At 64.0% G+C, this 26041-nt stretch carries 21 protein-coding genes and 1 pseudogene; 20 read left to right on the plus strand and 2 right to left on the minus strand.

The features are described 5' to 3' along the window. Positions 1-4: 4 nt before the first annotated feature. Both metH and HV711_RS19590 read left to right on the plus strand, forming a co-directional pair. Positions 5-2728 (plus strand): annotated as a pseudogene (gene metH / locus HV711_RS19585) (methionine synthase); the annotation flags it as partial. 268 nt (positions 2729-2996) lie between these two features. Then, positions 2997-3203 (plus strand): hypothetical protein, encoded by a 207-nt coding sequence (locus tag HV711_RS19590; protein WP_028361570.1) that lies wholly within the window; start codon positions 2997-2999, stop codon positions 3201-3203. Between the two features lie 176 nt (positions 3204-3379). Here the strand turns inward: HV711_RS19590 and HV711_RS19595 are convergent, their stop codons facing one another. Next, on the minus strand, positions 3380-3706 hold the full coding sequence (locus HV711_RS19595) for a DUF1840 domain-containing protein (RefSeq protein WP_013586950.1): 327 nt from the start codon (positions 3704-3706) through the stop codon (positions 3380-3382). A gap of 452 nt (positions 3707-4158) precedes the next feature. Between HV711_RS19595 and argS the strand changes: the two genes are divergently transcribed. The 6 genes from argS to HV711_RS19625 all read left to right on the plus strand — a co-directional run bounded on the left by argS (position 4159) and on the right by HV711_RS19625 (position 11086). Beyond that, positions 4159-5949: an arginine--tRNA ligase gene (gene argS, locus HV711_RS19600; RefSeq protein ID WP_028361568.1), complete on the plus strand. Its 1791-nt coding sequence runs from the start codon at positions 4159-4161 to the stop codon at positions 5947-5949. Positions 5950-6010: 61 nt separating this feature from the next. Beyond that, the gene (locus HV711_RS19605; protein WP_035478899.1) at positions 6011-6841 is read left to right on the plus strand and encodes an SPOR domain-containing protein; all 831 of its coding nucleotides are present in this window, start codon (positions 6011-6013) and stop codon (positions 6839-6841) included. A 187-nt stretch (positions 6842-7028) separates the two neighbouring features. Then, entirely contained in the window at positions 7029-7667 is a 639-nt protein-coding gene (locus HV711_RS19610) for a thiol:disulfide interchange protein DsbA/DsbL (RefSeq protein WP_028361566.1), read from the plus strand. Between the two features lie 15 nt (positions 7668-7682). Continuing rightward, positions 7683-8456 carry an SDR family oxidoreductase gene (locus tag HV711_RS19615; protein ID WP_028361565.1) on the plus strand — a complete coding sequence of 258 codons (774 nt, stop codon included), beginning with the start codon at positions 7683-7685 and terminating at the stop codon, positions 8454-8456. A 3-nt stretch (positions 8457-8459) separates the two neighbouring features. Further along, on the plus strand, positions 8460-9287 hold the full coding sequence (locus HV711_RS19620) for a helical backbone metal receptor (protein WP_035478896.1): 828 nt from the start codon (positions 8460-8462) through the stop codon (positions 9285-9287). Between the two features lie 212 nt (positions 9288-9499). Next, the gene (locus HV711_RS19625) at positions 9500-11086 is read left to right on the plus strand and encodes an ABC transporter substrate-binding protein (protein WP_035478891.1); all 1587 of its coding nucleotides are present in this window, start codon (positions 9500-9502) and stop codon (positions 11084-11086) included. Between the two features lie 96 nt (positions 11087-11182). Here the strand turns inward: HV711_RS19625 and HV711_RS19630 are convergent, their stop codons facing one another. Continuing rightward, positions 11183-12253 (minus strand): MBL fold metallo-hydrolase, encoded by a 1071-nt coding sequence (locus tag HV711_RS19630; protein ID WP_035478888.1) that lies wholly within the window; start codon positions 12251-12253, stop codon positions 11183-11185. Between the two features lie 122 nt (positions 12254-12375). On the opposite strand from HV711_RS19630, the gene HV711_RS19635 reads away from it, so the two are divergent. The 12 genes from HV711_RS19635 (at position 12376) to bioD (ending at position 26019) form a co-directional block, all read left to right on the plus strand. Continuing rightward, positions 12376-12804, plus strand: coding sequence for a MerR family transcriptional regulator (locus HV711_RS19635; protein WP_028361561.1), 429 nt, complete (start codon positions 12376-12378; stop codon positions 12802-12804). Positions 12805-13026: 222 nt separating this feature from the next. Further along, positions 13027-14859 (plus strand): bifunctional isocitrate dehydrogenase kinase/phosphatase, encoded by a 1833-nt coding sequence (aceK, locus tag HV711_RS19640; protein ID WP_013586941.1) that lies wholly within the window; start codon positions 13027-13029, stop codon positions 14857-14859. A gap of 113 nt (positions 14860-14972) precedes the next feature. Beyond that, positions 14973-15749, plus strand: coding sequence for a carbonate dehydratase (gene can, locus HV711_RS19645; RefSeq protein WP_013586940.1), 777 nt, complete (start codon positions 14973-14975; stop codon positions 15747-15749). Continuing rightward, on the plus strand, positions 15742-16959 hold the full coding sequence (locus tag HV711_RS19650; protein ID WP_244142708.1) for an acetyl-CoA C-acetyltransferase: 1218 nt from the start codon (positions 15742-15744) through the stop codon (positions 16957-16959). Before can ends, HV711_RS19650 begins: the two co-directional genes overlap by 8 nt. Positions 16960-17005: 46 nt before the next feature. Then, positions 17006-17683 (plus strand): SDR family oxidoreductase, encoded by a 678-nt coding sequence (locus tag HV711_RS19655; protein ID WP_013586938.1) that lies wholly within the window; start codon positions 17006-17008, stop codon positions 17681-17683. A 12-nt stretch (positions 17684-17695) separates the two neighbouring features. Further along, complete coding sequence (locus tag HV711_RS19660; protein WP_013586937.1) at positions 17696-18826, plus strand: acyl-CoA dehydrogenase family protein; 1131 nt, start codon at positions 17696-17698, stop codon at positions 18824-18826. Positions 18827-18857: 31 nt separating this feature from the next. Further along, complete coding sequence (locus HV711_RS19665) at positions 18858-19307, plus strand: YchJ family protein (protein WP_013586936.1); 450 nt, start codon at positions 18858-18860, stop codon at positions 19305-19307. 846 nt (positions 19308-20153) lie between these two features. Beyond that, on the plus strand, positions 20154-21461 hold the full coding sequence (locus tag HV711_RS19670; protein ID WP_013586935.1) for a dienelactone hydrolase family protein: 1308 nt from the start codon (positions 20154-20156) through the stop codon (positions 21459-21461). Between the two features lie 158 nt (positions 21462-21619). Next, positions 21620-22150 (plus strand): plasmid fertility inhibition factor family protein, encoded by a 531-nt coding sequence (locus tag HV711_RS19675; protein WP_244142707.1) that lies wholly within the window; start codon positions 21620-21622, stop codon positions 22148-22150. Between the two features lie 589 nt (positions 22151-22739). Then, positions 22740-24101, plus strand: a complete 1362-nt coding sequence (gene bioA / locus HV711_RS19680; RefSeq protein ID WP_035481944.1) for an adenosylmethionine--8-amino-7-oxononanoate transaminase — start codon at positions 22740-22742, stop codon at positions 24099-24101. Next, positions 24101-25285, plus strand: a complete 1185-nt coding sequence (gene bioF, locus HV711_RS19685) for an 8-amino-7-oxononanoate synthase (protein WP_035481938.1) — start codon at positions 24101-24103, stop codon at positions 25283-25285. The genes bioA and bioF overlap by 1 nt, the downstream gene beginning before the upstream one ends. Next, entirely contained in the window at positions 25282-26019 is a 738-nt protein-coding gene (gene bioD / locus HV711_RS19690) for a dethiobiotin synthase (protein WP_035481936.1), read from the plus strand. The genes bioF and bioD overlap by 4 nt, the downstream gene beginning before the upstream one ends. Positions 26020-26041: the final 22 nt, after the last annotated feature.

The following is a 26041-nucleotide window of genomic DNA, read 5'->3' on the forward strand; positions in this document are numbered from 1 at the left end:
CACATACGCCATGACCGATCACACCATGCGCCTTGCCGGCCTCGAGCCGTTCAACGTCACGTCCGGGACGCTCTTCATCAACGTTGGCGAACGGACCAACGTGACGGGATCGAAAGCGTTCGCGCGAATGATCCTGAACGACCAGTTCGACGAGGCGATTGCCGTCGCGCGTCAGCAGGTCGAAAACGGCGCGCAGGTGATCGACGTGAACATGGACGAGGCGATGCTCGACTCCAAGGCGGCGATGGTGCGCTTCCTGAACCTCGTCGCCTCGGAGCCCGACATCGCGCGCGTGCCGATCATGATCGATTCGTCGAAGTGGGACGTGATCGAGGCAGGTTTGAAGTGCGTGCAGGGCAAGGCGATCGTGAATTCGATTTCGCTGAAGGAAGGCGAAGAGGCGTTCCGCCATCACGCGAAAAAGATCCGGCGCTACGGCGCGGCGGCCGTCGTCATGGCCTTCGACGAGCAAGGCCAGGCCGACACGTTCGAGCGCAAGACGCAGATCTGCAAGCGCTCCTACGATTTTCTCGTGAACGAAGTGGGCTTTCCGCCCGAAGACATCATCTTCGATCCGAACATTTTTGCTATCGCGACCGGCATCGAAGAGCACAACAACTACGCGGTCGACTTTATCGAGGCGACGCGCTGGATCAAGCAGAACCTGCCGTACGCGAAGGTGAGCGGCGGCGTGTCGAACGTGTCGTTCTCGTTCCGCGGCAACGATCCGGTGCGCGAGGCGATTCACACGGTGTTCCTGTACCACGCAATTCAGGCGGGCATGGACATGGGCATCGTCAACGCGGGCCAGCTCGGCGTGTACGCGGACCTCGATCCCGAACTGCGCGAGATGGTCGAAGACGTCGTGCTGAATCGCCGACCCGACGGCACGGACCGTCTGCTGGAAATCGCCGACAAATTCAAAACCGGCGCGGCGAAGAAGGAAGAGAACCTCGAGTGGCGCAACCAGCCGGTCGAGAAGCGCCTGTCGCACGCGCTCGTGCACGGCATCACGAACTTCATCGTCGAAGATACCGAGGAAGTACGCGCCAAGATCGCCGCGCAAGGCGGCCGCCCGATCAACGTGATCGAAGGCCCGCTGATGGACGGCATGAACATCGTGGGCGACCTGTTCGGCCAGGGCAAGATGTTCCTGCCGCAAGTCGTGAAGTCGGCGCGCGTGATGAAGCAGGCGGTCGCGCATCTGATTCCGTTTATCGAAGAAGAAAAGAAGCAGCTTGCGGCCGCCGGCGGCGACGTGCGCGCGAAGGGCAAGATCGTCATCGCGACCGTGAAGGGCGACGTGCACGACATCGGCAAGAACATTGTTTCGGTGGTGCTCCAGTGCAATAACTTCGAAGTGGTCAACATGGGCGTGATGGTCCCGTGCAACGACATTCTCGCGAAGGCGAAAGTCGAAGGCGCGGACATCATCGGGCTCTCGGGGCTCATCACGCCGAGCCTCGAGGAAATGGCCTACGTCGCGTCTGAAATGCAGCGCGACGACTACTTCCGCGTGAAGAAGATTCCTTTGCTGATCGGCGGCGCGACCACGTCGCGCGTGCACACCGCGGTCAAGATCGCGCCGCATTACGAAGGACCGGTGGTGTATGTGCCGGACGCATCGCGTTCGGTGTCGGTTGCGTCAAGCCTGCTTTCGGACGAAGGCGCGGCCAAATACCTCGACGAGATCAAGGCCGACTACGACCGCATCCGCGATCAGCACGCGAACAAAAAAGCGCTGCCCATGGTGACGCTCGCGGAAGCCCGCGCGAACAAAACGCCCATCGACTGGAAGAGCTATCAGCCGGTCAAGCCCAAGTTCATCGGCCGGCGCGTCTTCAAGAACTTCGACCTGAACGAACTGGCCAACTACATCGACTGGGGACCGTTTTTCCAGACCTGGGATCTCGCCGGCCCGTATCCGGCCATCCTGAACGACGAGATCGTCGGCGAATCGGCGCGGCGCGTATTTTCCGACGGCAAGTCGATGCTCGCGCGCCTGATTCAGGGCCGCTGGCTGCAGGCCAACGGCGTGCTCGCACTGCTGCCGGCCAACACGGTCAACGACGACGACATCGAAATCTACACGGACGAGTCGCGCAGCGAAGTCGCGCTGACGTGGCGCAACCTGCGTCAGCAAAGCGTGCGGCCGGTGGTGGACGGCGTGATGCGGCCCAACCGCTCGCTCGCCGACTTCATTGCGCCGAAAGAGTCCGGCGTGGCCGACTACATCGGCATGTTCGCGGTCACGGCGGGCCTCGGCGTCGACGTGAAGGAAAAGCAGTTCGAAAAGGATCACGACGACTACAGCGCGATCATGCTGAAGGCGCTCGCCGACCGTTTCGCCGAAGCTTTCGCTGAGGCGCTGCATGCGCGCGTGCGGCGCGACCTGTGGGGTTACGCCAGCACCGAAAACCTCGGCAATGACGAGCTCATCGCGGAAAAATATCGCGGCATTCGGCCCGCGCCGGGCTATCCGGCGTGCCCGGATCATCTCGTGAAGCGCGACATGTTCGAGGTGCTGCAGGCCGGCGAAATCGGCATGAGCGTGACGGAGTCGCTCGCGATGCTGCCGGCGGCCAGCGTCTCCGGTTTCTATCTCGCGCATCCGGACAGCACGTATTTCTCGGTCGGCAAGATCGGTCAGGACCAGTTGGAGGACTACGCGCGGCGCATGTCGCTCTCGAAGGCGGACGCTGAGCGGGCGTTGGCGCCGTTGCTCTGAGCGGCGGCAGCGGCGGCGTTGCCTTGAGCCGGCGCAGCGGCGGCGTTGCTTTGAACCGACGCAGTAGCGGCGTTGCCTTGAACCGACGCAGTGGCGGCCGGACGAGGCACGGGGAACCGCGTGGCGGGAAAGCCACTATATCGGCCGGCAAAGACTGAATATTTGCGGCAACGTAATTTTCGGCTTTGTAGACTGAGGCGGCTTGACCCGCCAGACGCGGCCAAAACGCGTCGGTTCATCGACTTGCAACCGTCAACGGAGAGATGATATGAAGAAGCTGACGCTGTTATTGACCGCTGTTTCGTTTGCCCTGAGCGCGTCCGCGGCGCTCGCGCAAACCGCCGCTCCGGCCGCCTCCAGTTCGGTCAGTTCGTATTCGCCGCCCACTACGAAACACGTCAAGAAGCCGAAGAAGCAGAAAATGAAGAAAGGCGAGTCGGCACCGGCAGCAGCGCCGGAAGCTGCCAGCCAGTAAATCCGCACACGCCCAAGCCGTTTTCGGGCTTTGCAAAAAAGATGAGCCCGCTTCGAGCGGGCTCATCTTTCTGGTGGACACACATTACACGCGCCGCCGGCTAGCCAGCCGCGACCGCTACTGCCGGCCCCGCGGTCGCGATGCTCGCGGTTGCCGCCTTCGCGGGCTCTCTCCGCTTACAGCCCCCAAACGATATCCGCATTGTCCTTCTGCGCGGCACGCAACATGTCGAGGAACGGATAGGCGCGCTGCGCCAGCCCCGGCGGTATCTCGTGATGCTCGTGGCCCTCTTCGCCTTCGTGGAAATGACCGTCGTGCTCGGCGCGCTCCTGTTTGTCGAAGGTAATCGCCGCTTCGAGTTTGGCAATCGCCTCGGCGGTTTCCTCGTGCGTAATCACGCCGCGTTCACCGAGGCGCTTGCCGACAATGCCGACCAGATACTGCGCCAGATTCTCTAGCATCATCACGTCCGGGCAAGCGCGGCATTTGAAAGTAATCAGCATGACTATTCCCTTTTTCGTTATGGTGGCTTCACACGCAAACGGCACCGAAGGCCGTCCGCGCGCGCTCCCGCACGCTCCGTTAGCCGCCCGACTAGACGCGGCGGCTACGGCCCTTGCTGGGCATCTCATTGAACATATTAGCACCTGCTAAAATCCGTCTGGACGGAAAAGCGCGCCGCCCTGCACCGCGCGCGGCAAGGCGCAACGCGCGTGGCCGGGCTGGCCGGTTCGGGCCTGCGTGCCGCAGCGGCCAGCCTTTGCCGGCGGCCGAAGCGCGCACGCCTTGCATTGAACGCCAGCACCCCGTCGGCGCACCCGTTATGCCGATGCGTCATGACGGACCCCGCTAGCAGGCGAGCGCCGCTTTCCACGCTTCTGCCGAATCGGCCGCGCACCCGTCGGCCGGCGCTTCCTCCGTATCACCGGATTGCCTCACTGGACTCGCAACAAGCATGCTGCCCGCACATAAACATACTCTCGAAACACTGCTCGCCGACACGGTGAAGCAGGTCGCCCTGGCCACCCAAGGCGCGACGGAAGCCGCGTTCGTGTCGCCCACCATCGCGCTGGAGCGCCCCAAGGTCGCTGCGCACGGCGACGTCGCGTGCAATGTGGCGATGCAACTCGCCAAGCCGCTGCGCGCGAATCCGCGCCAGTTGGCGCAGCAGATCGTCGACACGCTGCTCGGGCAGCCGCAGGCGCAAGGTCTGATCGAATCCGCCGAAGTGGCGGGCCCCGGCTTCATCAACCTGCGTCTCGCCGCCGCCGCCAAGCAGGCGGTGGTGACAGCCGTGCTCGCCGAGCAGGACGCGTACGGCCGCTCGCAACGCGACGCCGGCAAGCACGTGCTGATCGAGTTCGTGTCGGCCAATCCGACGGGGCCGCTGCACGTCGGCCATGGCCGCCAGGCGGCGCTCGGCGACGCGTTGTCGAACGTGCTGGCCTCGCAAGGCTGGGACGTGCATCGCGAGTTCTATTACAACGACGCCGGCGTGCAGATCGGCACGCTCGCACTGTCCACGCAGGCGCGCGCGCGCGGCCTCGCGCCGGGCGACGCGGGCTGGCCGGACTCGGCGTACAACGGCGAGTACATTGCCGACATCGCGAAAGACTATCTGAACGGCGTCACGGTTTCCGCGAGCGACGGCGAGCCTGTCACGGGCGCGCGCGACGTCGAGAACCTCGACGCGATCCGCCGCTTCGCGGTCGCGTATCTGCGCCGCGAGCAGGACATGGATTTGCAGGCGTTCGGCGTGAAGTTCGACCAGTACTACCTGGAGTCGTCGCTTTATACCGAAGGCCGCGTCGAAAAGACCGTGCAGGCGCTCATTGCCGCGGGCAAGACCTATGAGCAGGAAGGCGCGCTCTGGCTGCGCACGACAGACGACGGCGACGACAAAGACCGCGTGATGCGCAAGAGCGACGGCACCTACACGTACTTCGTGCCGGACGTCGCGTATCACGTCGCGAAGTGGGAACGCGGCTTCACCAAGGTCATCAACATTCAGGGTTCCGACCACCACGGCACCATCGCGCGCGTGCGCGCGGGCCTGCAAGGGCTCGGCATCGGCATTCCGAAGGGTTACCCCGACTACGTGCTGCACAAGATGGTCACCGTCATGCGCAACGGCGAAGAGGTGAAGATCTCCAAGCGCGCGGGCAGCTATGTGACGGTGCGCGATCTGATCGAATGGTCGGGCGGCGCGACGCCGGGCTCGGAAGCCGCCGTCGACCTGATCGACGAAGAGACCATTCGCCGCGGCCGCGACGCCGTGCGCTTCTTCCTGATCTCGCGCAAGGCGGACACGGAGTTCGTGTTCGACATCGACCTCGCGTTGAAACAAAACGACGAAAACCCGGTGCACTACGTGCAATATGCACACGCCCGGATCTGCTCGGTGATCGCGGAATGCAAGGCACGCTACGGCGCTGACGAAAGCGCGCTCGCCAAGGTGGACCTCGCGCCGCTCTCGAGCGAACGCGCCATGGCCTTGCTGAACAAGCTCGCCGAATTCCCGGACATGCTGCAACACGCCGCCGACGAACTCGCGCCGCACGCGGTCGCGTTCTATCTGCGCGACCTCGCCGGGGAATTCCACTCGTTCTACAATGACAAAGCCGAGCGCGTGCTGGTCGACGATGCGGCCGAACGCAATGCACGCGTCGCGCTGCTCGCGGCCACGCGTCAGGTGCTCGCCAACGGTCTCGCGATCATCGGCGTCTCCGCTCCCGTCAAGATGTAAGTCCTCCGGCGCAACATGCATGCGGCCGTCGTTATAATCGACGGCCGTTCCAGGATTCTTTTTGCAGGTGATTCATACGATGGCAAAACCACGCCGCACAACAAAGCAATCGAAACAAACCGGGGGTACTTTTCTCGGCATCGTGCTGGGCCTCATCGTCGGCCTTGCGATCGCGGTAGTGGTGGCGCTGTATATCACCCGTGCGCCTACGCCGTTCGTCTCGAAGGTGGCGCCGCCGGCCGCGTCGGATTCGGGCGCGAGCCAGGCGCAATACGACCCTAACCGTCCGCTGCAAGGCAAGTCGCCGGGTCAGCCGGTGCCGCAGGCCGCGCAACCCGCGCCGCCGAACACTGCGCCTGGCCAGACGAACTCGCAGACGCAGTCCGGCATGCTGGAACAGCCGCAAATCATCGAAGTGCCGCCTACCATCGGCAACGGCAACACGAGCGCCAACAGCAATGCCAACGGCACGGCCGTCGCGCCGAAGCCCGCGCAGGAAAACGGCAGCAGCGCCACGGCCGCGGTGAAAAAACCCCAAGCCCCGAGCGCACCGGCCGCCACCGCAGCGGGTTCGGCGCCGAAGAGCACCTCGTCGGCAACGGTCGCGAATGTGAAGCCGGGCTCAGGCGCAGCACCCGCACCCGGCGACGCGAACACCGGCTACTTCCTGCAAGTAGGCGCCTACAAGACCGCTGCAGACGCCGAGCAGCAACGCGCGCGCCTCGCGTTCCAGGGCTTCGAGTCGAAGGTCACGCAGCGCGAGGCGGGCGGCGTCACGTACTATCGCGTGCGTATTGGACCGTTCGCCAAGTTCGAGGACATGAACGCGAGCCGTCAGCGTCTGTCGGACGCGGGTGTGGACACCGCCGTCATCCGCTTCACCAAGCAATAAATAGCAAGGATCCTCAGATCAGGCGCCGCCGCCGAACTATCGGTGCGCGGCGCCTGTCACAAGATTCGCAAGCAAGACAAGCATGATTGAGCACGACGGACGACAGAACCGTTGAACGCCGATACTGAAAACAGTGACGGGCATTTGCGTGGCGCCACTGTTTTACGCCTACCTGGGTCAACACAACATGAAAAAACTGCTGAGCATCCTGTTCCTCTCGCTGGGCCTTGTCGCGGCCTCGGCGCACGCGTCGCCGAGCGCGCCGGTGGCGGGCAAGGACTACACCGTATTGCCCACCGCGCAGCCTACCGACGTGCCCGCCGGCAAAATCGAAGTCACCGAATTTTTCTGGTACGGCTGCCCGCATTGCAACGAATTCAACCCGTACCTCGAGGCGTGGGTGAAGAAGCAGGGTCCGGACGTCGTCTTCAAACGCGTGCCGGTGGCTTTCCGCGACGACTTCATTCCGCATTCGAAGATGTTCCATGCGCTCGACGCGCTCGGCCTCGCTTCACAGCTTACGCCGAAGGTTTTCAACGAGATCCACGTCAACAAGAACTACCTGCTGACGCCGGAAGACCAGGCCAAATTCCTCGCGAAGAACGGCGTCGATCCGAAGAAGTACATGGACGCGTACAACTCGTTCTCGACGCAAAGCGCGCTGCAAAAAGACAAGAAGCTGCTGGAGGACTACAAGATCGACGGCGTGCCGACCATCGCCGTGCAGGGCAAGTATGAAACCGGCCCGGCCGCGACCAACAGCTTGCCGGGCACGATCCAGGTGCTCGACTACCTGGTCCAGCAGGTCCGCGCGAAGAAGATGTAAAGCCGAGGCGCCGGAATGAGTTCACCGTTGAAAGTCTTCATTACCGGCGCTTCGAGTGGGATCGGCCTCGCGCTCGCCGCCGAATACGCGCGGCGCGGCGCGGTTCTCGGCCTCGTGGCCCGCCGCGGCGACGCGCTCGCCGCCTTCCAGCGGTCTCATCCGCAAAATTCCATTTCCACTTATTGCGTCGACGTGCGCGACGCCGAGGCGCTCGCGGAAGCCGCCGCGCAGTTCATTGCGCAACACGGCCTGCCGGACATTGTGATCGCCAACGCGGGCGTGAGCCGCGGCGCCGTGACCGGCGAAGGCGACCTGCGCACCTTCCGCGAAGTGATGGACATCAACTACTTCGGCATGGTCGCGACCTTCGAGCCGTTCGCCGCGGCCATGGTGGCGGCGAGACGCGGCACGCTCGTCGGCATTGCGAGCGTCGCGGGCGTGCGCGGGCTGCCGGGTTCGGGCGCGTATAGCGCGTCGAAATCGGCGGCGCTCAAGTATCTCGAAGCGTTGCGCGTCGAAATGCGCCCGCACGGCGTCGGCGTGGTCACCCTTGCGCCCGGCTATATCCGCACGCCGATGACCGCGCACAATCCCTACACCATGCCCTTTCTGATGGACGCCGATCGCTTCGCCGCCAAGGCCGCGCAGGCAATCGAGCGCCGCGCGGCGTTCGCGGTGTTTCCGTGGCAGATGCGGCTCGTCGCCATGCTGCTGCACGTCGTGCCGCGCTGGCTTTACGACCGCGTGTTCGAACGCGCGCCGCGCAAGCCGCGCGCCGTCGTCGAGTAAATCATGTCCACGCGTGCGGTCGATGCAACCGGCGTCGCGCACGAAAAAGCGGCCACCGGCGCCCGCATCGTCTCGCTCGTGCCGAGCATCACCGAATTGTTATTCGCGCTCGGCCTCGAGCGGCAAATTGTCGGGCGTACCGGCTTTTGCGTGCATCCGCGCGACAAGGTCCGCAACGTGCCGAAGGTGGGCGGCACGAAAGCGGTGAATGTCGAGGCCGTTCGCGCGCTGCAGCCCACTCATCTGATCGTCAATATCGACGAGAACGAGCGCGATACCGTCGAGCAACTGCGCGCGTTCGTACCGCATGTCGTCGTGACTCATCCGCAGACGCCGCACGACAATCTCTCGCTGTACGCGCTGCTCGGCGCGATCTTCGGTCGCGAGCGGGAGGCGTCGAATCTCGCAGATCAACTGGAAGCCCGGCTGCACGAAGCGGCGACACGCGCTTTCCGCCCGCAAAACGTGCTGTATCTGATCTGGCGCGAACCGTGGATGACCGTCGCGCGCGACACCTATATTTCCGCGATGCTGCGCCTCGTCAACTGGCAGACGCTGCCCGACGTGCAAGGCGGCGTGGCGGGCGCGGCCCGCTATCCGTCGTTCGAATTCGCTGGCGCAAACCGCGCACCGTGGCTTGCCGACGTCGAGCGCATCCTGCTTTCCACCGAGCCCTACCGCTTCACGCAAGCTCATTGCGAGGCGCTCCAACGCGATCCGCGCGTGTGCCGCAAGCGCATCGAGCTGATCGACGGGGAAATGGTCTCGTGGTACGGCGTGCGGGCGATCGAAGGCATCGCTTATCTGATGCAGCGCGCCGCAGCGGCATGAACGAGCGCCGGCTCGGCAGCCGCCATATGAATATGCGGATTATGTTGTTGTCGTCGAAACTGCCCTTCGATAAGCTTTCGCGAAGGCCGGCGCGCGCATGAGTCGGGATTCTGGCGACCCTGCGCGAGCGCCCGAAACGTATCAAAATGAAGTCGACGGAACATAACCACAACCCGACGCACTGCCTGACTGCGCTCGTTACCGGAGATCTTATGCGCTTCAAACTGCTCGCAGCCGCCGTATTTTTCACGGCGCCCGCGCTCGTGCTCGCCAGACCGCTGACCGTCTGCACCGAATCGAGCCCCGACGGCTTCGACGTCGTGCAGTTCAACTCGCTCGTCACGACCAACGCGTCGGCCGATGTGATCTTCAACTCGCTCGTGTCCTACGACGAGGCCGCAAAGAAAGTGGTGCCGTCGCTCGCGGACAAATGGGAAGTGAGCGCGGACGGTCTCGCCTACACGTTCCATCTGCGCCCGAACGTCCAGTTCCAGACCACCGACTACTTCAAGCCCACCCGCCCGCTGAATGCCGACGACGTCGTCTTCACGTTCGACCGCATGCTCAACGACAGCAACCCGTGGCACAAGGTGGCGGGCGCGAGCGGCTTCCCACACGCGCAGTCCATGGGCTTGCCGAAGCTCATCAAGTCGATCAGCAAGGTCGACGACAACACCGTCAGGTTCGAACTGAACGCGCCGGACGCGACTTTCGTGTCGATCCTGACGATGGGCTTCGCCTCCATCTATTCGGCCGAATACGCCGACCAGTTGCTGAAGGCCGGCAAGCAGGTCGATCTGAACTCCAAGCCGATCGGCACTGGTCCGTTCGAGCTGAAGAGCTACACGAAAGACGCGGTGATCCGCTACGACGTGAACCCGACCTACTGGGGACCGAAGCCGAAGATCGACCGCCTGATCTACGCGATCACGCCCGACGCCACCGTGCGCGCGCAAAAGGTGAAAGCGGGCGAATGCCAGATCGCGCTGTCGCCGAAACCGCAGGATCTCGCGGATGCGAAAAGCGATAAATCGCTCGCCATCGTGCAAACGCCGGCGTTTATGACGGCGTTCGTTGCACTGAACACGCAGAAGAAGCCGCTCGACAATCAGAAAGTTCGCGCCGCGCTGAATATGGCGTTCGACCGCGGCACCTATCTGAAGACGGTGTTCGACAACACGGCAACGCCGGCCGTGAATCCGTATCCGCCGAACACCTGGAGCTACGACAAGGCGGTGAAGGCGTGGCCGTACGATCCGGCGAAGGCAAAGAAGCTGCTCGCCGACGCGGGCTACCCGAACGGCTTTGAAACGACCATCTGGGTGCGTCCGAACGGCAGCGTGCTGAATCCGAATCCGAAGGCGGGCGCCGAACTGCTGCAGGCGGATTTCGCGAAGATCGGCGTGAAGGCCGACGTGAAGGTGATCGAATGGGGCGAGCTGATCAAGCAGGCGAAGCAAGGCCAGCACGACTCGCTCTTCATGGGCTGGGCCGGCGACAACGGCGATCCGGACAACTACCTGTCGCCGCTCTTCAGTTGCAATGCGGTGAAGTCTGGAATCAACTTCGCGCGTTTCTGCGATCAGGACCTCGACAAGCTGATCGCCGAAGGCAAGTCCACGCCGGATCAGGCCAAGCGCGCGAAAGCGTATGAGGCCGCGCAGCAGATCATCCACGACGAGGCGCTGTGGATTCCGCTCGGCTATCCGACGGCGGCGGCCATCACGCGAACCAATGTGAGCGGTTATCACGTGAGTCCGTTCGGACGGCAGAACTTCGGGGCCGTGTCGGTGCAGTAACGCGCTGCCCTTTCAGTCGCGCCACGAAAAGCCCGGTCGCGCGATCAAAGCGCGCCGGGCTTTTTGCCGGCCTATCGCATCAAACGATCCGCGCGCTCACGCCGAGAACCGCATTACGCCGTCGGCGTCGTGCGTGCGCTTCAATGTGCCCGCAAGCCACAGCAGATGCAGGTGCGCGAGCGCCTCGCCCATGGCGAACGTCAACTGGTGAATATCGAGCTCGCGTTTGAACATGAGCGGCACGATATCCGCCGCACTGTGCGGCTTGTGCGCACACGCCTCGCGCACTTCGGCAAGACGCGCGTCGTGATGCACGCGCAACTGGGCGACGCGCGTACGTACGCCGCGAAACGGCTTGCCGTGCGAGGGCAAGACGAGCGTGTCTTCCGGCATCGCCTCGTAGCGCGCGAGCGACTCCAGATAGAGCGCAAGCGGCGAGCCTTCCGGCTCCATGGCGAACACGGACACGTTCGTCGAAATGCGCGGGAGCACCATGTCGCCGGAAATGAGCACGCCGAGCTCTTCGCAATGCAGCGCGCAGTGCTCGGGCGAATGGCCGTAGCCGGTCACCACGCGCCACGTCTTTGCGCCGATCGTCACGCCGTCCGCCTCGCGCAAGCGCCGGTACTGGCCCGGCACGGCCGGCACGAGATTCGCGTAATAGCTCTGCCGGCTGCGCAATTTATCGAGCGATGCCTCGTCGGTCACGCCGTGCAGAGCAAAGTGCCGCGCCGCCGCCTCGCCGCCTGCGTTGGAGCCGTCGCCCGCCGCCATCACGCGAGCCTGCATGTATTCGCCGAGCGTCATCCACAGGCGCGCGTCCCAGCGCTTCTTGTCGCCGCCGCTGCACACCCAGTGCGCGAGGCCGATGTGGTCCGGATGGCAATGCGTGACGATCACGCGCAGCACGGGCAAGCCGCCGAGCACCGAGTCGAACACCTTCTCCCAGTTCTCCCGGATCGCGTCCGACGCGATCCCGCAGTCGACGACCGTCCAGCCCTCTTCGCCGTCGATCCGGTCGCGCAGCAACCACACATTGATGTGGTCGAGCGCAAACGGCAGCGGCATGCGCAGCCAGAACACGCCGGGCGCGACTTCCTGCGCGCGGCCCGGTTCAGGCATCAAGTCCTTGAACGGATAGTCGAGTTGATGTTCGAGTGCATTCATTCCGCTGTCTTCCTCCACGCTTTCCGCGTACTTGCCGCAGGTTGCATTCAACCCAAGTTGACGATAACGTAAACGTCGATTCTATCGTCAATCCGGTTTTGTGCCCGGCTAGTGAATGCCCGATGACCACCCAATACACGATCACCGAACTCGCGCGCGAATTCGACGTCACGCCGCGCGCCATTCGCTTCTACGAAGACCAGGGTTTACTCTCACCGAGCCGCGAAGGTTCGAGCGGCTTGCGGCGCGTCTATTCGGGTCGCGACCGCACGCGGCTGAAGCTCACGCTGCGCGGCAAACGGCTCGGCTTCACGCTCTCCGAGATTCGCGATCTGCTGGACGTGTATGAATCGCCGACGGACACCGTCCCGCAACTGCACGCGTTTCTCGCCACGGTCACGCGTCATCGGGAGGTGCTGGAGCGGCAGCTGGAAGACCTGAACGCGACGCTAGAAGACCTCGCGCAGTATGAAGCGCAGGCGCGCGCGCTGCTGGAAGGCGGCACGCATGCAGCCGGCACGCGAGAAACCCGCGAAGCCAAGCCCGCCTGAGCAGAGACAAGCGTCAAGGCGAAGGAAATTTTTTGCTGAAGATTGGCTGGTTTAACAATGCTGAACCGCGGCATTGAACGCAGTTGCCTGGAAAAGTCGGCCAATGCCCGGCAGCGCCCACGCGGCGCCGAGGCACGCGCCGGTTGACGCAATGCGTCGCGGGCGCACCCGAACGATACAATCACGGGTGTCTTCACGACATGAGACGAATGCACGGTCGACATGAATCACTTCCCCAAACTGTTGTCGTCGCAAATCGGCTTTGACGTCGCGCAAACCATGCTCGAAGGATTCAACCGGCACTACCGGATCTTTCGCGACGCGGCGATCCACGCCAAGACGCTGTTCGAAAACGGCGACTGGCACGGCCTGCAAAAGCTCGCGCGCGAGCGCATTACTTCATACGACGACCGCGTTCAGGAATGCGTCGAACTGCTCGAAGACGAATACGACGCGGAAAACATTGACAGTGAAGTGTGGCAGCAGATCAAGCTGCACTACATTGGTCTGCTGACCACGCACCGTCAGCCCGAATGCGCGGAAACCTTTTTCAATTCGGTGTGCTGCAAAATCCTGCACCGCTCGTATTTCAATAACGACTTCATTTTCGTGCGCCCGGCGATCTCGACGGAATATCTCGAGAATGACGAGCCGGCCGCCAAGCCGACGTATCGCGCGTACTACCCGGGCAAGGACGGTCTCGCCGCGACGCTCGAGCGCATCGTCACGAATTTTCAGCTTGAACCGCCGTTCGAAGATCTGACACGCGATGTGGGCTGCGTGATGCAGGCCATTCACGACGCGTTCGGCACCTTTGACGAAGCGCCGAACTTCCAGATTCACGTGCTCTCGTCGCTGTTCTTTCGCAACAAGGCGGCGTATATCGTCGGGCGAATCATCAACGGCGACATGCTGCTGCCGTTCGCCGTGCCGCTGCGTCACGTGAAGCCGGGCGTGCTCGCGCTCGACACTGTGCTGCTCAAGCGCGAGCAGTTGCTGATCATCTTCAGTTTTTCGCACTCGTATTTTCTGGTCGACATGGAAGTGCCGTCCGCTTACGTCGAATTCCTCGGCATGATCATGCCGGGCAAGCCGAAAGCGGAAATCTACACGTCGGTGGGTTTGCAGAAGCAGGGCAAGAATCTGTTCTATCGCGACCTGCTGCATCACCTGTCGCATTCGAGCGACCAGTTCATCATCGCGCCGGGCATCAAGGGCCTCGTGATGCTGGTGTTCACGCTGCCCTCCTTCCCGTACGTCTTCAAGCTCATCAAGGACAACTTCCCGCCGCCGAAGGAAACCACGCGCGCGAAAATCCAGGAGAAGTATCTGCTCGTCAAGCGGCACGACCGCCTCGGGCGCATGGCCGACACGCTCGAATATTCGAGCGTCGCCCTGCCCATTTCGCGGCTCGACGAGACGCTCCTTCGCGAGCTCGAAAAAGAAGTGCCGTCGTTGCTGGAATACGAAGGCGAGAACGTCGTGATTCGCCATATGTATATCGAACGGCGTATGGTGCCGTTGAATCTGTTCCTGCAAAACGGCAACGACGCGGACGTCGAGCACGGCATCAAGGAATACGGCAACGCGGTGAAGGAGCTGATGCAGGCGAACATTTTCCCCGGCGACATGCTGTACAAGAACTTCGGCGTGACGCGCCACGGCCGCGTGGTGTTCTATGACTACGACGAGATCGAATATCTGACCGACTGCAACGTGCGCGCGGTGCCGGCGCCGCGCAACGAGGAAGACGAAATGTCGGGTGAGCCGTGGTACTCGGTCGGCCCGCATGACATCTTCCCCGAAACGTATGGCACGTTCCTGCTCGGCGATCCACGCGTGCGGCGCTCGTTCATGCAGCATCACGCGGACTTCTTCGATCCCGCGCTGTGGCAAAGGCACAAGGAACAGCTACTGAAAGGCGAATTGCCCGACTTTTTTCCGTATGACAACAGCGTGCGGTTTTGCATCCGCTATCCGGAGCGTTTCGAGGGCGCGGCCAATACGCCCGCCGCCGGTCCGCAAGCCGACGAACGCGACGTGAGAGTGGCTTGATCCACCTGATACCCGCACGTCGGCCAGGCGTGATTCGCACGCCGCATGCATCAACCGAATTCAATCTAACGAAACCGGCCGCTCAAACGGTCGACTAACCGCCAAGACGCATCATGAACACGAACGCTTCCACCTCTGCTCATCCGCTCGCCCATCTGTTCGAGAACAACGACGCGTGGGTCGCCCGCAAGCTCTCGGAAGATCCCGAGTACTTCTCGCGCCTCGCGCATCAGCAGACGCCCGAGTATCTGTGGATCGGCTGCTCCGATTCGCGCGTGCCGGCGAACCAGATCATCGGCCTGCCGCCGGGCGAAGTGTTCGTGCACAGAAACATTGCCAACGTGGTCGTGCACACCGATCTGAACTGCCTTTCGGTGATCCAGTTCGCCGTCGACCTGCTGAAGGTCAAGCACATCATGGTGGTCGGCCACTACGGCTGTTCGGGCGTGGGCGCGGCCTTGCACGGCCGCCGCGTGGGCCTCGCGGACAACTGGCTGCATCACGTGCAGGACGTGCGTGCGAAGCACGCGGCGCTGCTCGAGGAGTGGCCGCTCGGCGAGGCGCGTCACCGGCGTCTCGTGGAACTGAACACGATCGAGCAGGTGGTGAACGTATGCCGCACGACCATCATCAACGATGCATGGGCGCGCGGCCAGGAACTGACCGTGCACGGCTGGGCGTATGGCGTGCACGACGGCAAGGTGCGCGACCTCGGCATGACGGTCAACAACGCGGCCGCGCTCGAAGAGACCTACGAGCGCTGCGTCGCCGGTGTGTCGGCGAGCCGCGCGCATCAAGCGGACAACGACGTGGTGGCGGCCGACGCGGCTCAGTTGGGCGACGTGCCGGCCATCGTCCAGGGTGTGATCAAGGAGCTAAAACATGAGTGAGACAAAGATGAGCGAGACGAGCGGCGTGAGCGCCGACCCGATTGTGATCGTGAGCGCGGCGCGCACGCCGATGGCGGCATTTCAGGGCGACTTTGCGTCGCTGACCGCGCCGCAACTCGGCTCGATCGCGATTGAAGCCGCGGTTCAACGCGCGGGCCTGAAGCCCGAACAGATCGGCGAAGTGGTGATGGGCTGCGTGCTGCCCGCGGGCCTCGGCCAGGCGCCCGCGCGGCAAGCTGCGCTCGGCGCGGGCTTGCCCCTTTCCACGGGCAGCACGACCGTCAACAAGATGTGCGGCTCCGGCATGCGCGCGGCGATGTTCGCGCACGACATGCTCGCCGCCGGGTCGGTCGACGTGATCGTCGCGGGCGGCATGGAGAGCATGACCAACGCGCCCTATCTGCTGCCCAAGGCGCGCGGCGGTATGCGCATGGGTCACGGCCAGGTGATCGATCACATGTTCTACGACGGCCTCGAAGACGCCTACGAGAAAGGCCGCCTGATGGGCACGTTCGCGGAAGAATGCGCGGCGTCGTTCGACTTCACGCGCGAAGCGCAGGACGCGTTCGCCGTCGAGTCGCTGAACCGCGCGAAGCGCGCAAACGAAGACGGTTCGTTCGCCTGGGAAATCGCACCCGTCAAAGTGCAAAGCCGCAAAGGCGACGTCACCGTCGAGCACGACGAACAGCCGTACAAGGCCAACCTCGACAAAATCCCCACGCTCAAGCCCGCGTTCAGCAAAACGGGCACGGTGACGGCCGCGAACTCGTCGTCGATTTCGGACGGCGCCGCGGCGCTCGTGATGATGCGCGAATCGACGGCAAAGCGCCTCGGCGTCGAGCCGCTTGCACGCGTGGTCGGCCATTCCACGTTCGCGCAGGAACCGGCGAAGTTCACCACGGCCCCGGTCGGCGCCATTCGCAAGCTGTTCGAGAAAAACGGCTGGCGCGCGGACGAAGTCGATCTGTATGAAGTCAACGAGGCCTTTGCCGTCGTGACCATGGCCGCGATGAAAGAGCACAAGCTCCCGCACGACAAGGTCAACGTGCATGGCGGCGCCTGTGCGCTCGGCCATCCGATTGGCGCATCCGGCGCGCGCATTCTCGTCACGCTCATCGGCGCGCTGAAAAAGCGCGGCGGCAAGCGCGGCGTCGCGACGCTGTGCATCGGCGGCGGCGAAGCGACCGCGATGGGCATCGAGCTGGTTTGACATGTCGTGCGCGCATTCCAGCGCTTAACAGAGTTGGAGGTCATTCATGAAGACAGTGTTGATCGTCGGTGCGTCGCGCGGCATCGGCCAGGAGTTTGTCCGGCAATACAAGGAGAGCGGCTGGCGCGTGCTGGCCACCGCGCGCGACGGCGCCGCGCTCGACGCCCTCGCCCAGTTGGGCGCGCAACCGTACTCCGTCGACGTCACGGAACCCGCGGATATCGCCGCGCTCGGCTGGAAGCTCGACGGCGAACAGGTGGATGTCGCCATCGTCGTGTCCGGGGTGTATGGTCCGCGCAGCGAAGGCATTGAAACCATTACCGCGGAAGACTTCGATCACGTGATGCACACCAACGTGCGCGGGCCGATGCAACTGATGCCGATCCTGTTGCCGCTCGTCGAAGAAACGGGCGGCGTGCTGGCGGTCATTTCGAGCAGGATGGGCAGCATTGCCGACCCGAGCGGCACGAGCGGCTGGCTGTATCGCGTGAGCAAGGCGGCGCTGAACGACGCGCTCAAGCTCGCGTCGCTCGAAGCGCAGCGCGCCACCTGCGTGTCGCTGCATCCGGGCTGGGTACAGACCGACATGGGCGGCGCTCAGGCGGCGGTGCACCCCACGCGCAGCGTGAGCGGCATGCGCGAAGTGCTGGCGCAGGCCGCGGCCTCGCGCGAGGCGTTCAATGGCCGCTTCTATCAATACGACGGCACGCAGCTCGACTGGTGAGGAGACAGGCTCATGGTGCTTGATCAGGACCACCTGATGGTCCGCGACGCGCTGCGCACCTTCGTGCGCGACGCTATCACGCCGCACGCGGCGGCATGGGACCGCGAGCGCACCTTTCCGAAAGATGTGCACCGTCAGCTCGCGGAACTCGGCGCCTACGGCGTGCTGGTGCCCGAAGCGTACGGCGGCGCCGGCATGGACGCGCTTGCGCTCGCGCTGATTCTCGAAGAAATCGCAGCCGGCGACGGCGGCACGTCCACGGCCATCTCCGTCAACAATTGCCCGGTGTGCAGCATTCTGCTGACGTACGGCAGCGACGCGCAAAAGCGCGACTGGCTCACGCCGCTCGCGCGCGGCGAGATGCTCGGCGCGTTCTGTCTGACCGAACCGCAGGCGGGCTCGGACGCGTCGGCGCTGCGCACCACTGCAACGCGCGACGGCGACGCGTATGTGCTCAACGGCGTGAAGCAGTTCATCACGAGCGGTAAGAACGCTCAGGTCGCAATCGTGATGGCCGTCACCGACAAGGCGGCGGGCAAGCGTGGCATCAGCGCGTTCATCGTGCCGACCGACAGCAGCGGTTACGTCGTCGCGCGGCTCGAGGACAAGCTCGGCCAGCATTCGTCGGACACGGCGCAAATCGTCTTCGAGGACTGCCGCGTGCCCGCCGCGAACCTGATCGGCGCGGAAGGCGAGGGTTATCGCATTGCGCTGTCGGGGCTCGAAGGCGGGCGCATCGGCATCGCCGCGCAAAGCGTCGGCATGGCGCGCGCGGCGTTCGAAGCCGCGTTGAGCTATGCGAAAGAACGCGAGAGCTTCGGCGCGCCGCTTTTCTCGCACCAGGCCGTGCAATTCCGTCTCGCGGACATGGCGACGCAACTCGAAGCCGCGCGTCAGTTGATCTGGCACGCGGCCGCGCTGAAAGACGCGGGCCAGCCCTGTCTGACGGAAGCCGCCATGGCGAAGCTGTTCGCTTCGGAAGCCGCAGAGCGCATCTGTTCGGCGGCATTGCAGATTCACGGCGGCTATGGGTATCTGAGCGACTTTCCGGTCGAACGGATTTATCGCGATGTACGCGTGTGCCAGATCTACGAAGGCACGAGCGACATCCAGAAGATATTGATCGCGCGCGGTCTTGGTTAAGAGTTTCCTTCAGAGTCCGCTTAAGAGTCCCATGAGCCAGCATGAATCGTCCACGCGGCGCCCCGTCGACTGTCCTTGCGGCGGCGCCGCGCCTCACCCGTCGGGGGCTGTGAAGGCGCCGCGATTTGCGGCGTGCTGCGGCCGTTACATCGACGGCGGCGAGCCGGCGCCGCGGGCGCTCGAACTGATGCGCTCGCGTTACAGCGCGTATGTTGTCGGCGCAACCGACTATCTGCGCGCCACCTGGGCGCCGGCAACCTGCCCCGCCGACCTCGACGTGGACCCCGAAGCGCCGGACGCACCGCGTTGGCTCGGACTCCAGATCAAGGCATTCGCCGAAACCGACCCGCAGCACGCGATGGTCGAGTTCGTCGCACGGTACAAGGTGGCGGGCCGCGCGCATCGGCTGCATGAGTTGAGCCGGTTCGTTCGTGATGATCGCGGCCACTGGCTGTATGTCGACGGCGATGTGAGGGAGTAGTTTTTCGGCGGCTTGGGTGGCTTTCGGCGGCTTTTAGCGGCTTATTTGGCGTCTTGGCGTCTTGGCGTCTTGGCGTCTTGGCGTCTTGGCGTCTTGGCGTCTTGGCGTCTTGGCGTCTTGGCGTCTTGGCGTGTGGTGTGGGGCGTGTGGTGTGGGGCGTGTGGTGTGGGGCGTGGGGCGTGGGGCGTGGGGCGTGGGGCGCGGTGGCGGACAGCGTGCTGCGATCGTGTGCCGCCATCGCATTTGGCCCTTTGGGCGCTTAGCCCATTGGCGAGGCTCTTTTATGTTGGCGCGACGCCACAGCTCGGCTCGTCCGCGGTCGGCTGACCTGCAGCAGCGCCCGGCGATCGCTTCCGCTCGACACGTCGACTCAGACCATCTGTGGCTTGGTCCGCGCCGCAATGCGCACGCTCAGCGCACTTCCGCGGTCTCATTCAGCCTCCCCTATGCCTCCGCCGCGACGCGGCAAATTTTTCGTCGCGGGTTCTCCTTGATTGCACAAAACAAAATTGTCGTGCCAGGATGAGGCCGTTGTTTCGTGACGCCACCCTGCGAGAGCTCGCTGGTAAGGGTTCCGCAAGTTGCGCCGGCGCCGGCCGATAACCAGATATGAGGTTGCGGCCGCGGTTCCCCGGCAGCAGACGTGGCGTTCATCATCGGCGCGTGGGGTCGCGCCGGCCGTTGGGTTTATCCCGTGCGATCTCGATCTGGCGTGCGTGCGCTTCGCGCAATGCGTACGTGAGCATGTTTTTGTTTGTCGCAAATGCGGGCGAAAGGCGAATGCCAGCCGCGCGTTTCACCAAACAGACGTGCGATGTCGAGGCGGTTTTTCTGGCAGGTGCGTGAATGGCGTTGAGCAAGGTTCTGGCGAAGTGTGCGGCGATTGGTGCAGCGGCGATGTGCGCTGTCGCGGCCGCGCACGCGAACCCGCTCGCGGACGCCCCCGGACCGCTTGCCCGCGCGCAGGTGCCGCGCATCGCGTTGCCGGACGACATCTATCTGCCAAGCGCCCGTCTGAACGAGCAGATCATTCGCATTCCCGTCGACGCCGACGGACAGATCACGCTTCAAACGACGATTTACAAGCCGGACGGCGCAGGCCCGTTCCCGATGATCGTCTTCAACCACGGCAAGATTCCCGGCGATCCGCGTATGCAGGAACGCAGCGACCCGTTGCCGCTTGCGCGCGAATTCGTACGTCGCGGCTATGTGGTGGTGGCGCCGAACCGCCAGGGCTTCGGCCAGTCGGGCGGCGTTTATCATCAGGACGGATGTGACGTCGAACGCAACGGCATCTCGCAGGCCGGCGACGTCGCGGCCACCATCGACTACATGTCGAAGCAAGCTTACGTCGACGCGTCGCACATTGTGGTGGCCGGCACGTCGCACGGCGGCCTCGCGACGATGGCGTACGGCACCGAAGCCGCGCCGGGCGTGCGAGCGCTCATCAACTTCTCGGGCGGCTTGCGGCAGGACGCGTGCGGCGACTGGCAAGGCAACCTGACACGCGCGTTCGGCGCGTACGGCGACAAGACGAAGGTGCCGTCGCTGTGGATGTACGGCGACAACGATTCGGTGTGGAACGCGCCCCTCGTGGCCGGCATGTACGCGGCGTATATCGCGCACGGCGCCAGCGCGAAAATGGTCGACTACGGCAAATATAAGAACGATGCGCACCGGCTCGTCGGCGACCGCGACGGCGTGCAGGTCTGGTGGCCGGCGGTCGAGGCGTTCCTTGCCCGCGTGGGCATGCCGACCGGCGTGCAATACCGCGTGGCGGATCCGGCCGCGCCGAAGGCGAGCGGCTTTGCTTCCGTCGATGCCGTGGACGCCGTGCCCTACGTCGACGAAGCCGGGCGCGCGGGCTACCGCAACTTCCTGCGCCAGTATCCGAGCCGGGCGTTCGCGGTGTCGGACACGGGTGCATGGTCGTGGGCGGAGGGCGGCGACGATCCGATGTCGGTTGCCATTGCGAATTGCCAGAAGCAGAGCTCGGCGCCTTGCCGCCTGTACGCTGTGGATAACTCCGTTGTCTGGGGAGACCAAGGTTCGCGGACAGCTGACAGCGGCTCCGGCGCGCCTGGTGGTGCTTCCGCTTCTTCTTCCCTCTCTTCCACTGACGACGCGCGACCGGCTATTGCCAGCCGGGAATAGCCGCGCCGGTCCAGACCTGACGCCGCGCCGCCGACGATTGGGACTTCTCCCATTTTTGGGTATGGTCGTGCCCGCTATAAGTATGCGGACCATCACGACAGGAGAAGGACGTGAAGACGCTTTATGGCATCGCGTGGCACGCGAAGCAACGCTGCGCCGTGTTTCAGATTCCGACAGCCAATTTCGGCACGGTGTTCATGCGCGTGTCCGCCTCGCCGGGAGACGCGAGCGTTGCGGTCGTCGAGGTCGACGCCGACCGGCTGCTCGAACAATGGCGGCGTACCGGCGGCAAACCCGAGCGATGCGCAGATGCGTCGCAGGCCTTATGGCCGTCCGACGAAAAATTCGCTGCCGCCGAAATCGGCTTCATGGAAGGGCAATTCGACCCCGTTCCCCTTGCCCTCATGACATGCCGCGCGGAGAACGGCGGCCCGGTGCAATTGAGCATTGCCGACGGCGTGACGCGCACCATCTGGCTCCTGACCGCCGGCGCTACAATTTTCCCGGTGTCGTGCCCCATCGACGATGCGTGCGCATTGCAAGCATGCGCCGGGGCTGCCGGCAGCCGCGTCCGGACAACCGCGGATCTGCTCTCACCCGCGTCAGACGAGCAGTACCTGAAAGAGCTGCGGGCTGCCGAACGGATGCAGGCTCGGCGCATTTTGCGGGATTTTGCGCAATCGAGATAGGAGAGGGGCGGCGCGGGTTCGTATGTCGAAGCATCATTCCGGCGACGCCGCCTGCTTGCCGAGATCTGTGACGGCGACGGCAGCAACCATGCCGTCTTTCGCCGTTTGCATTCGGCCGACAACGAGCCGATATGCGGGCTTGGATGAAGTAGACCAAGCAGGCTGGTTCTCGTTCAAAGTCTCAACAGCCTGACGGCGGTTGCTTTTCAGAACGCCGTGATTGGACCGGTAGAAGGCCAAAAAGGACGGTCGGTCGAGGCGGTCATTGCAGCCCGTACCGGGCGCCGTTCAGACAATCCACCCGAAACCTCCCCCACTACCCCCAATACTTTCTCGTCGCTAACTCCGCCCATCCACACCCTTTCTTCCGCATCCCCAACGAGCTGCGCCGAACCGCCGCAAACCCCCGCCGCACAAGCCCAAACGCCAGGCAACCCGCTAGTGCAAAGCCCCAAAGAAACCGCTAATCTCGACCCCGCACGCTAGCCGACCGGCCCGGCGCAGCGCCAAAATCCCCGCGTTGCGCCCCCAAAAACCTGACAAAAGAAACACCCCAAGGCAGCGGCAACATGCATCCCTGGAGTACCACCTGGAAATGTCAGCAACATCACCTACATCGACGGAAGACTGGATTGCCCGCAGCCTGCGCGCGATCTGGCATCCGTGTACGCAGATGAAGCATCACGAGCGCCTGCCGCTCGTGCCCGTCGCGCGCGGACAAGGCGCATGGCTCTACGACCGCGCCGGTCATCGTTATCTGGATGCGATCAGTTCGTGGTGGGTCAATCTGTTCGGCCACGCCAATCCGCGCATCAATGCGGCACTGAAGGATCAGCTCGATACCCTCGAACACGCCATGCTCGCAGGCTGCACGCACGAGCCCGCCGTCGAACTCGCGGAGCGCCTAAGCGCGCTTACTCATAACACGCTGGGCCATGCGTTCTTCGCATCGGACGGCGCCTCCGCCGTCGAAATCGCGTTGAAAATGAGCTTCCACTCATGGCGCAATCGCGGTTTCGCCGACAAGCAGGAATTCGTCTGCATTGCTAACAGCTATCACGGCGAGACGATCGGCGCGCTCGGCGTGACCGACGTCGCGCTGTTCAAGGACGCCTACGACCCGCTCATCCGCAACGCGCACGTCGTCGCATCGCCGGACGCGCGACTCGCGCAACCGGGCGAGTCGGCAGCGGACGTCGCGCGTCGCGCGCTCGAACACGTGCGTTCGCTCTTCGAAGCGCGCGCCGCGAAAATCGCCGCGTTGATCGTCGAGCCGCTCGTGCAATGCGCCGCCGGCATGGCCATGCACGACGCGTCGTATATCGCCGGCTTGCGCGCGTTGTGCGACCAGTACGGCGTGCATCTGATCGCGGATGAAATCGCCGTCGGCTGCGGACGCACGGGCACCTTCTTCGCCTGCGAACAGGCCGGCATCTGGCCGGACTTCCTGTGTCTGTCCAAAGGCATTAGCGGCGGTTATCTGCCGCTGTCCATCGTGCTGTCGCGCGACGAAATCTTCGACGCCTTCTATCACGACGACACCGCTCGCGGCTTTCTGCACTCGCATTCGTACACCGGCAACCCGCTCGCGTGCCGTGCGGCGCTCGCCACGCTCGAGCTGTTCGCGAGCGACAACGTGCTCGCCGTCAATGCGCACAAGTCAGCGAAACTGAGGTCAGCGCTTGCGCCGCTGCAGGAACATGCACACGTGCGCAACCTGCGTCAGTGCGGGACGATTTTCGCTTTCGACGCAGTTATCGAAAACGCTGAGTACGCCAAAACATTTTCGCGCCGCTTCTTCGAAAACGCCTTGCAGCGTGAGCTGCTGCTGCGCCCGATTGCGACCACGGTGTACCTGATGCCTCCCTACATTCTCGATGACGAAGAACTCGCGCTGCTCGCCTCGCGCACGTGCGAAACGTTCGAGGCCACGCTCGCGGAGGTCCGCTAATGCATCTCCTCGACAAACTTTCGCAGGGGCTCAAGGAAATCGACGAGCGCGGTCTGCGCCGTCGCCGCCGCACCGCCGACACGCCTTGCGCCGCTCACATGACAGTCGACGGCCGCGAGATGGTCGGCTTTGCAAGCAATGACTACCTCGGCCTCGCCGCGCATCCGCAACTGATCGCGGCCATCGCGCAAGGCGCGCAACGCTATGGCGCGGGCAGCGGCGGCTCGCATCTGCTCGGCGGCCACTCGCGCGCGCATGCACAGCTCGAAGACGACCTGGCCGAGTTCGTCGGCGGATTCGTGGACGCGCCGCGGGCCCTCTACTTCAGCACGGGCTACATGGCGAACCTCGCGACGCTCACCGCGCTCGCGGGCCGCGGCACGACGCTCTTTTCCGATGCGCTGAACCATGCTTCGCTGATCGACGGCGCGCGTTTGTCGCGAGCAGATGTGCAGGTCTATCCGCACTGCGATATGGAAGCGTTGAGCGTCATGCTCGACGCCTCTGACGCCGACGTGAAAGTCATCGTTTCCGATACGGTATTCAGCATGGACGGTGACATTGCGCCGCTGCCGCGCCTGCTCGAACTCGCGGAAAAGCACGGCGCATGGCTAATCGTCGACGATGCGCATGGTTTCGGCGTGCTCGGTCCGCAAGGGCGCGGTGCGATCGCCGAGGCCGCGTTGCGCTCGCCCAATCTGATCTCGATTGGCACGCTCGGCAAAGCGGCCGGCGTGTCGGGCGCATTCGTGGCGGCGCATGAGACGGTGATCGAATGGCTCGTGCAGCGCGCGCGTCCGTACATTTTCACGACGGCTTCCGTGCCGGCCGCCGCGCACGCGGTGTCGGCGAGCCTGCGCATCATCGGCGGCGCCGAAGGCGATGAGCGGCGCGCGCATCTGCGGCAATTGATCGAACGCACGCGTGTCATGCTCAAAGCCACGCCGTGGCTGCCGGTCGATTCGCACACGGCCGTGCAGCCGCTCATCATCGGCGCGAACGAGGCCACGCTCGAGATCGCCGCGTCGCTCGATCGAGCAGGCTTGTGGGTCCCCGCGATCCGTCCGCCGACCGTGCCCACCGGGACATCGCGCCTGCGCATTTCGCTGTCCGCCGCGCATTCGCATGCGGATCTGGACCGGCTGGAAGCAGGCTTGCAACGGACAGGAGCGCTGGCCGCATGACCTCTGCACATTCCGCACTCTCCGCCCTGTCCGTGTTTGTCACCGGCACGGACACCGAAATCGGCAAGACCTTCGTCTCGTCTGCGTTGCTGCGAGGCTTCGTTCGCGAAGGCCTGAAGGCAGCTGCGATGAAGCCGATCGCCGCCGGCGCGTTCGTGCTGAACGGCGAACTGCATAACGAAGACGCGGATCAGCTCGACGCGGCGTCGAACGTGCTGCTGCCGCCCGACATGCGCACGCCGTATCTGCTGAAGGAGCCGGCCGCGCCGCATATCGCGGCGGCGTTGGAAAACGTCGCATTCGACATCGAACATATCGTCGCGTGCCATCGGCAAGCATTGACGCGCGCCGATGTCGTCGTCGTGGAAGGTGTCGGCGGCTTTCGCGTGCCGTTGACGGCGACGCGCGACACCGCCGATCTCGCCGTCGCCCTGAAGCTACCGGTCGTGCTGGTCGTCGGCCTGCGCCTTGGCTGCATCAACCACGCGCTGCTCACCGCCGAGGCTATCGCCGCGCGCGGACTCACGCTGGCCGGCTGGGTCGCAAACCGCGTGGATCCGGACATGACCTTTCCCGACGAAAACATCGCGTCGATCCGCGAGCATCTCGCGCGCGAACATCACGCGCCGTTGCTCGGCATCGTGCCGCATCTGAGCCCGGCATCGGCCGAACTCGCGGCCGAACGGCTCGACATTCCACGGCTATTGCAAACGCTGCGTGACGCGCAGCGCTGAATCGAACATCACATCCATTCAT

The sequence above is a fragment of the Paraburkholderia phenoliruptrix genome, from assembly GCF_902859825.1.
In the GTDB taxonomy this organism is placed as follows: domain Bacteria; phylum Pseudomonadota; class Gammaproteobacteria; order Burkholderiales; family Burkholderiaceae; genus Paraburkholderia; species Paraburkholderia phenoliruptrix.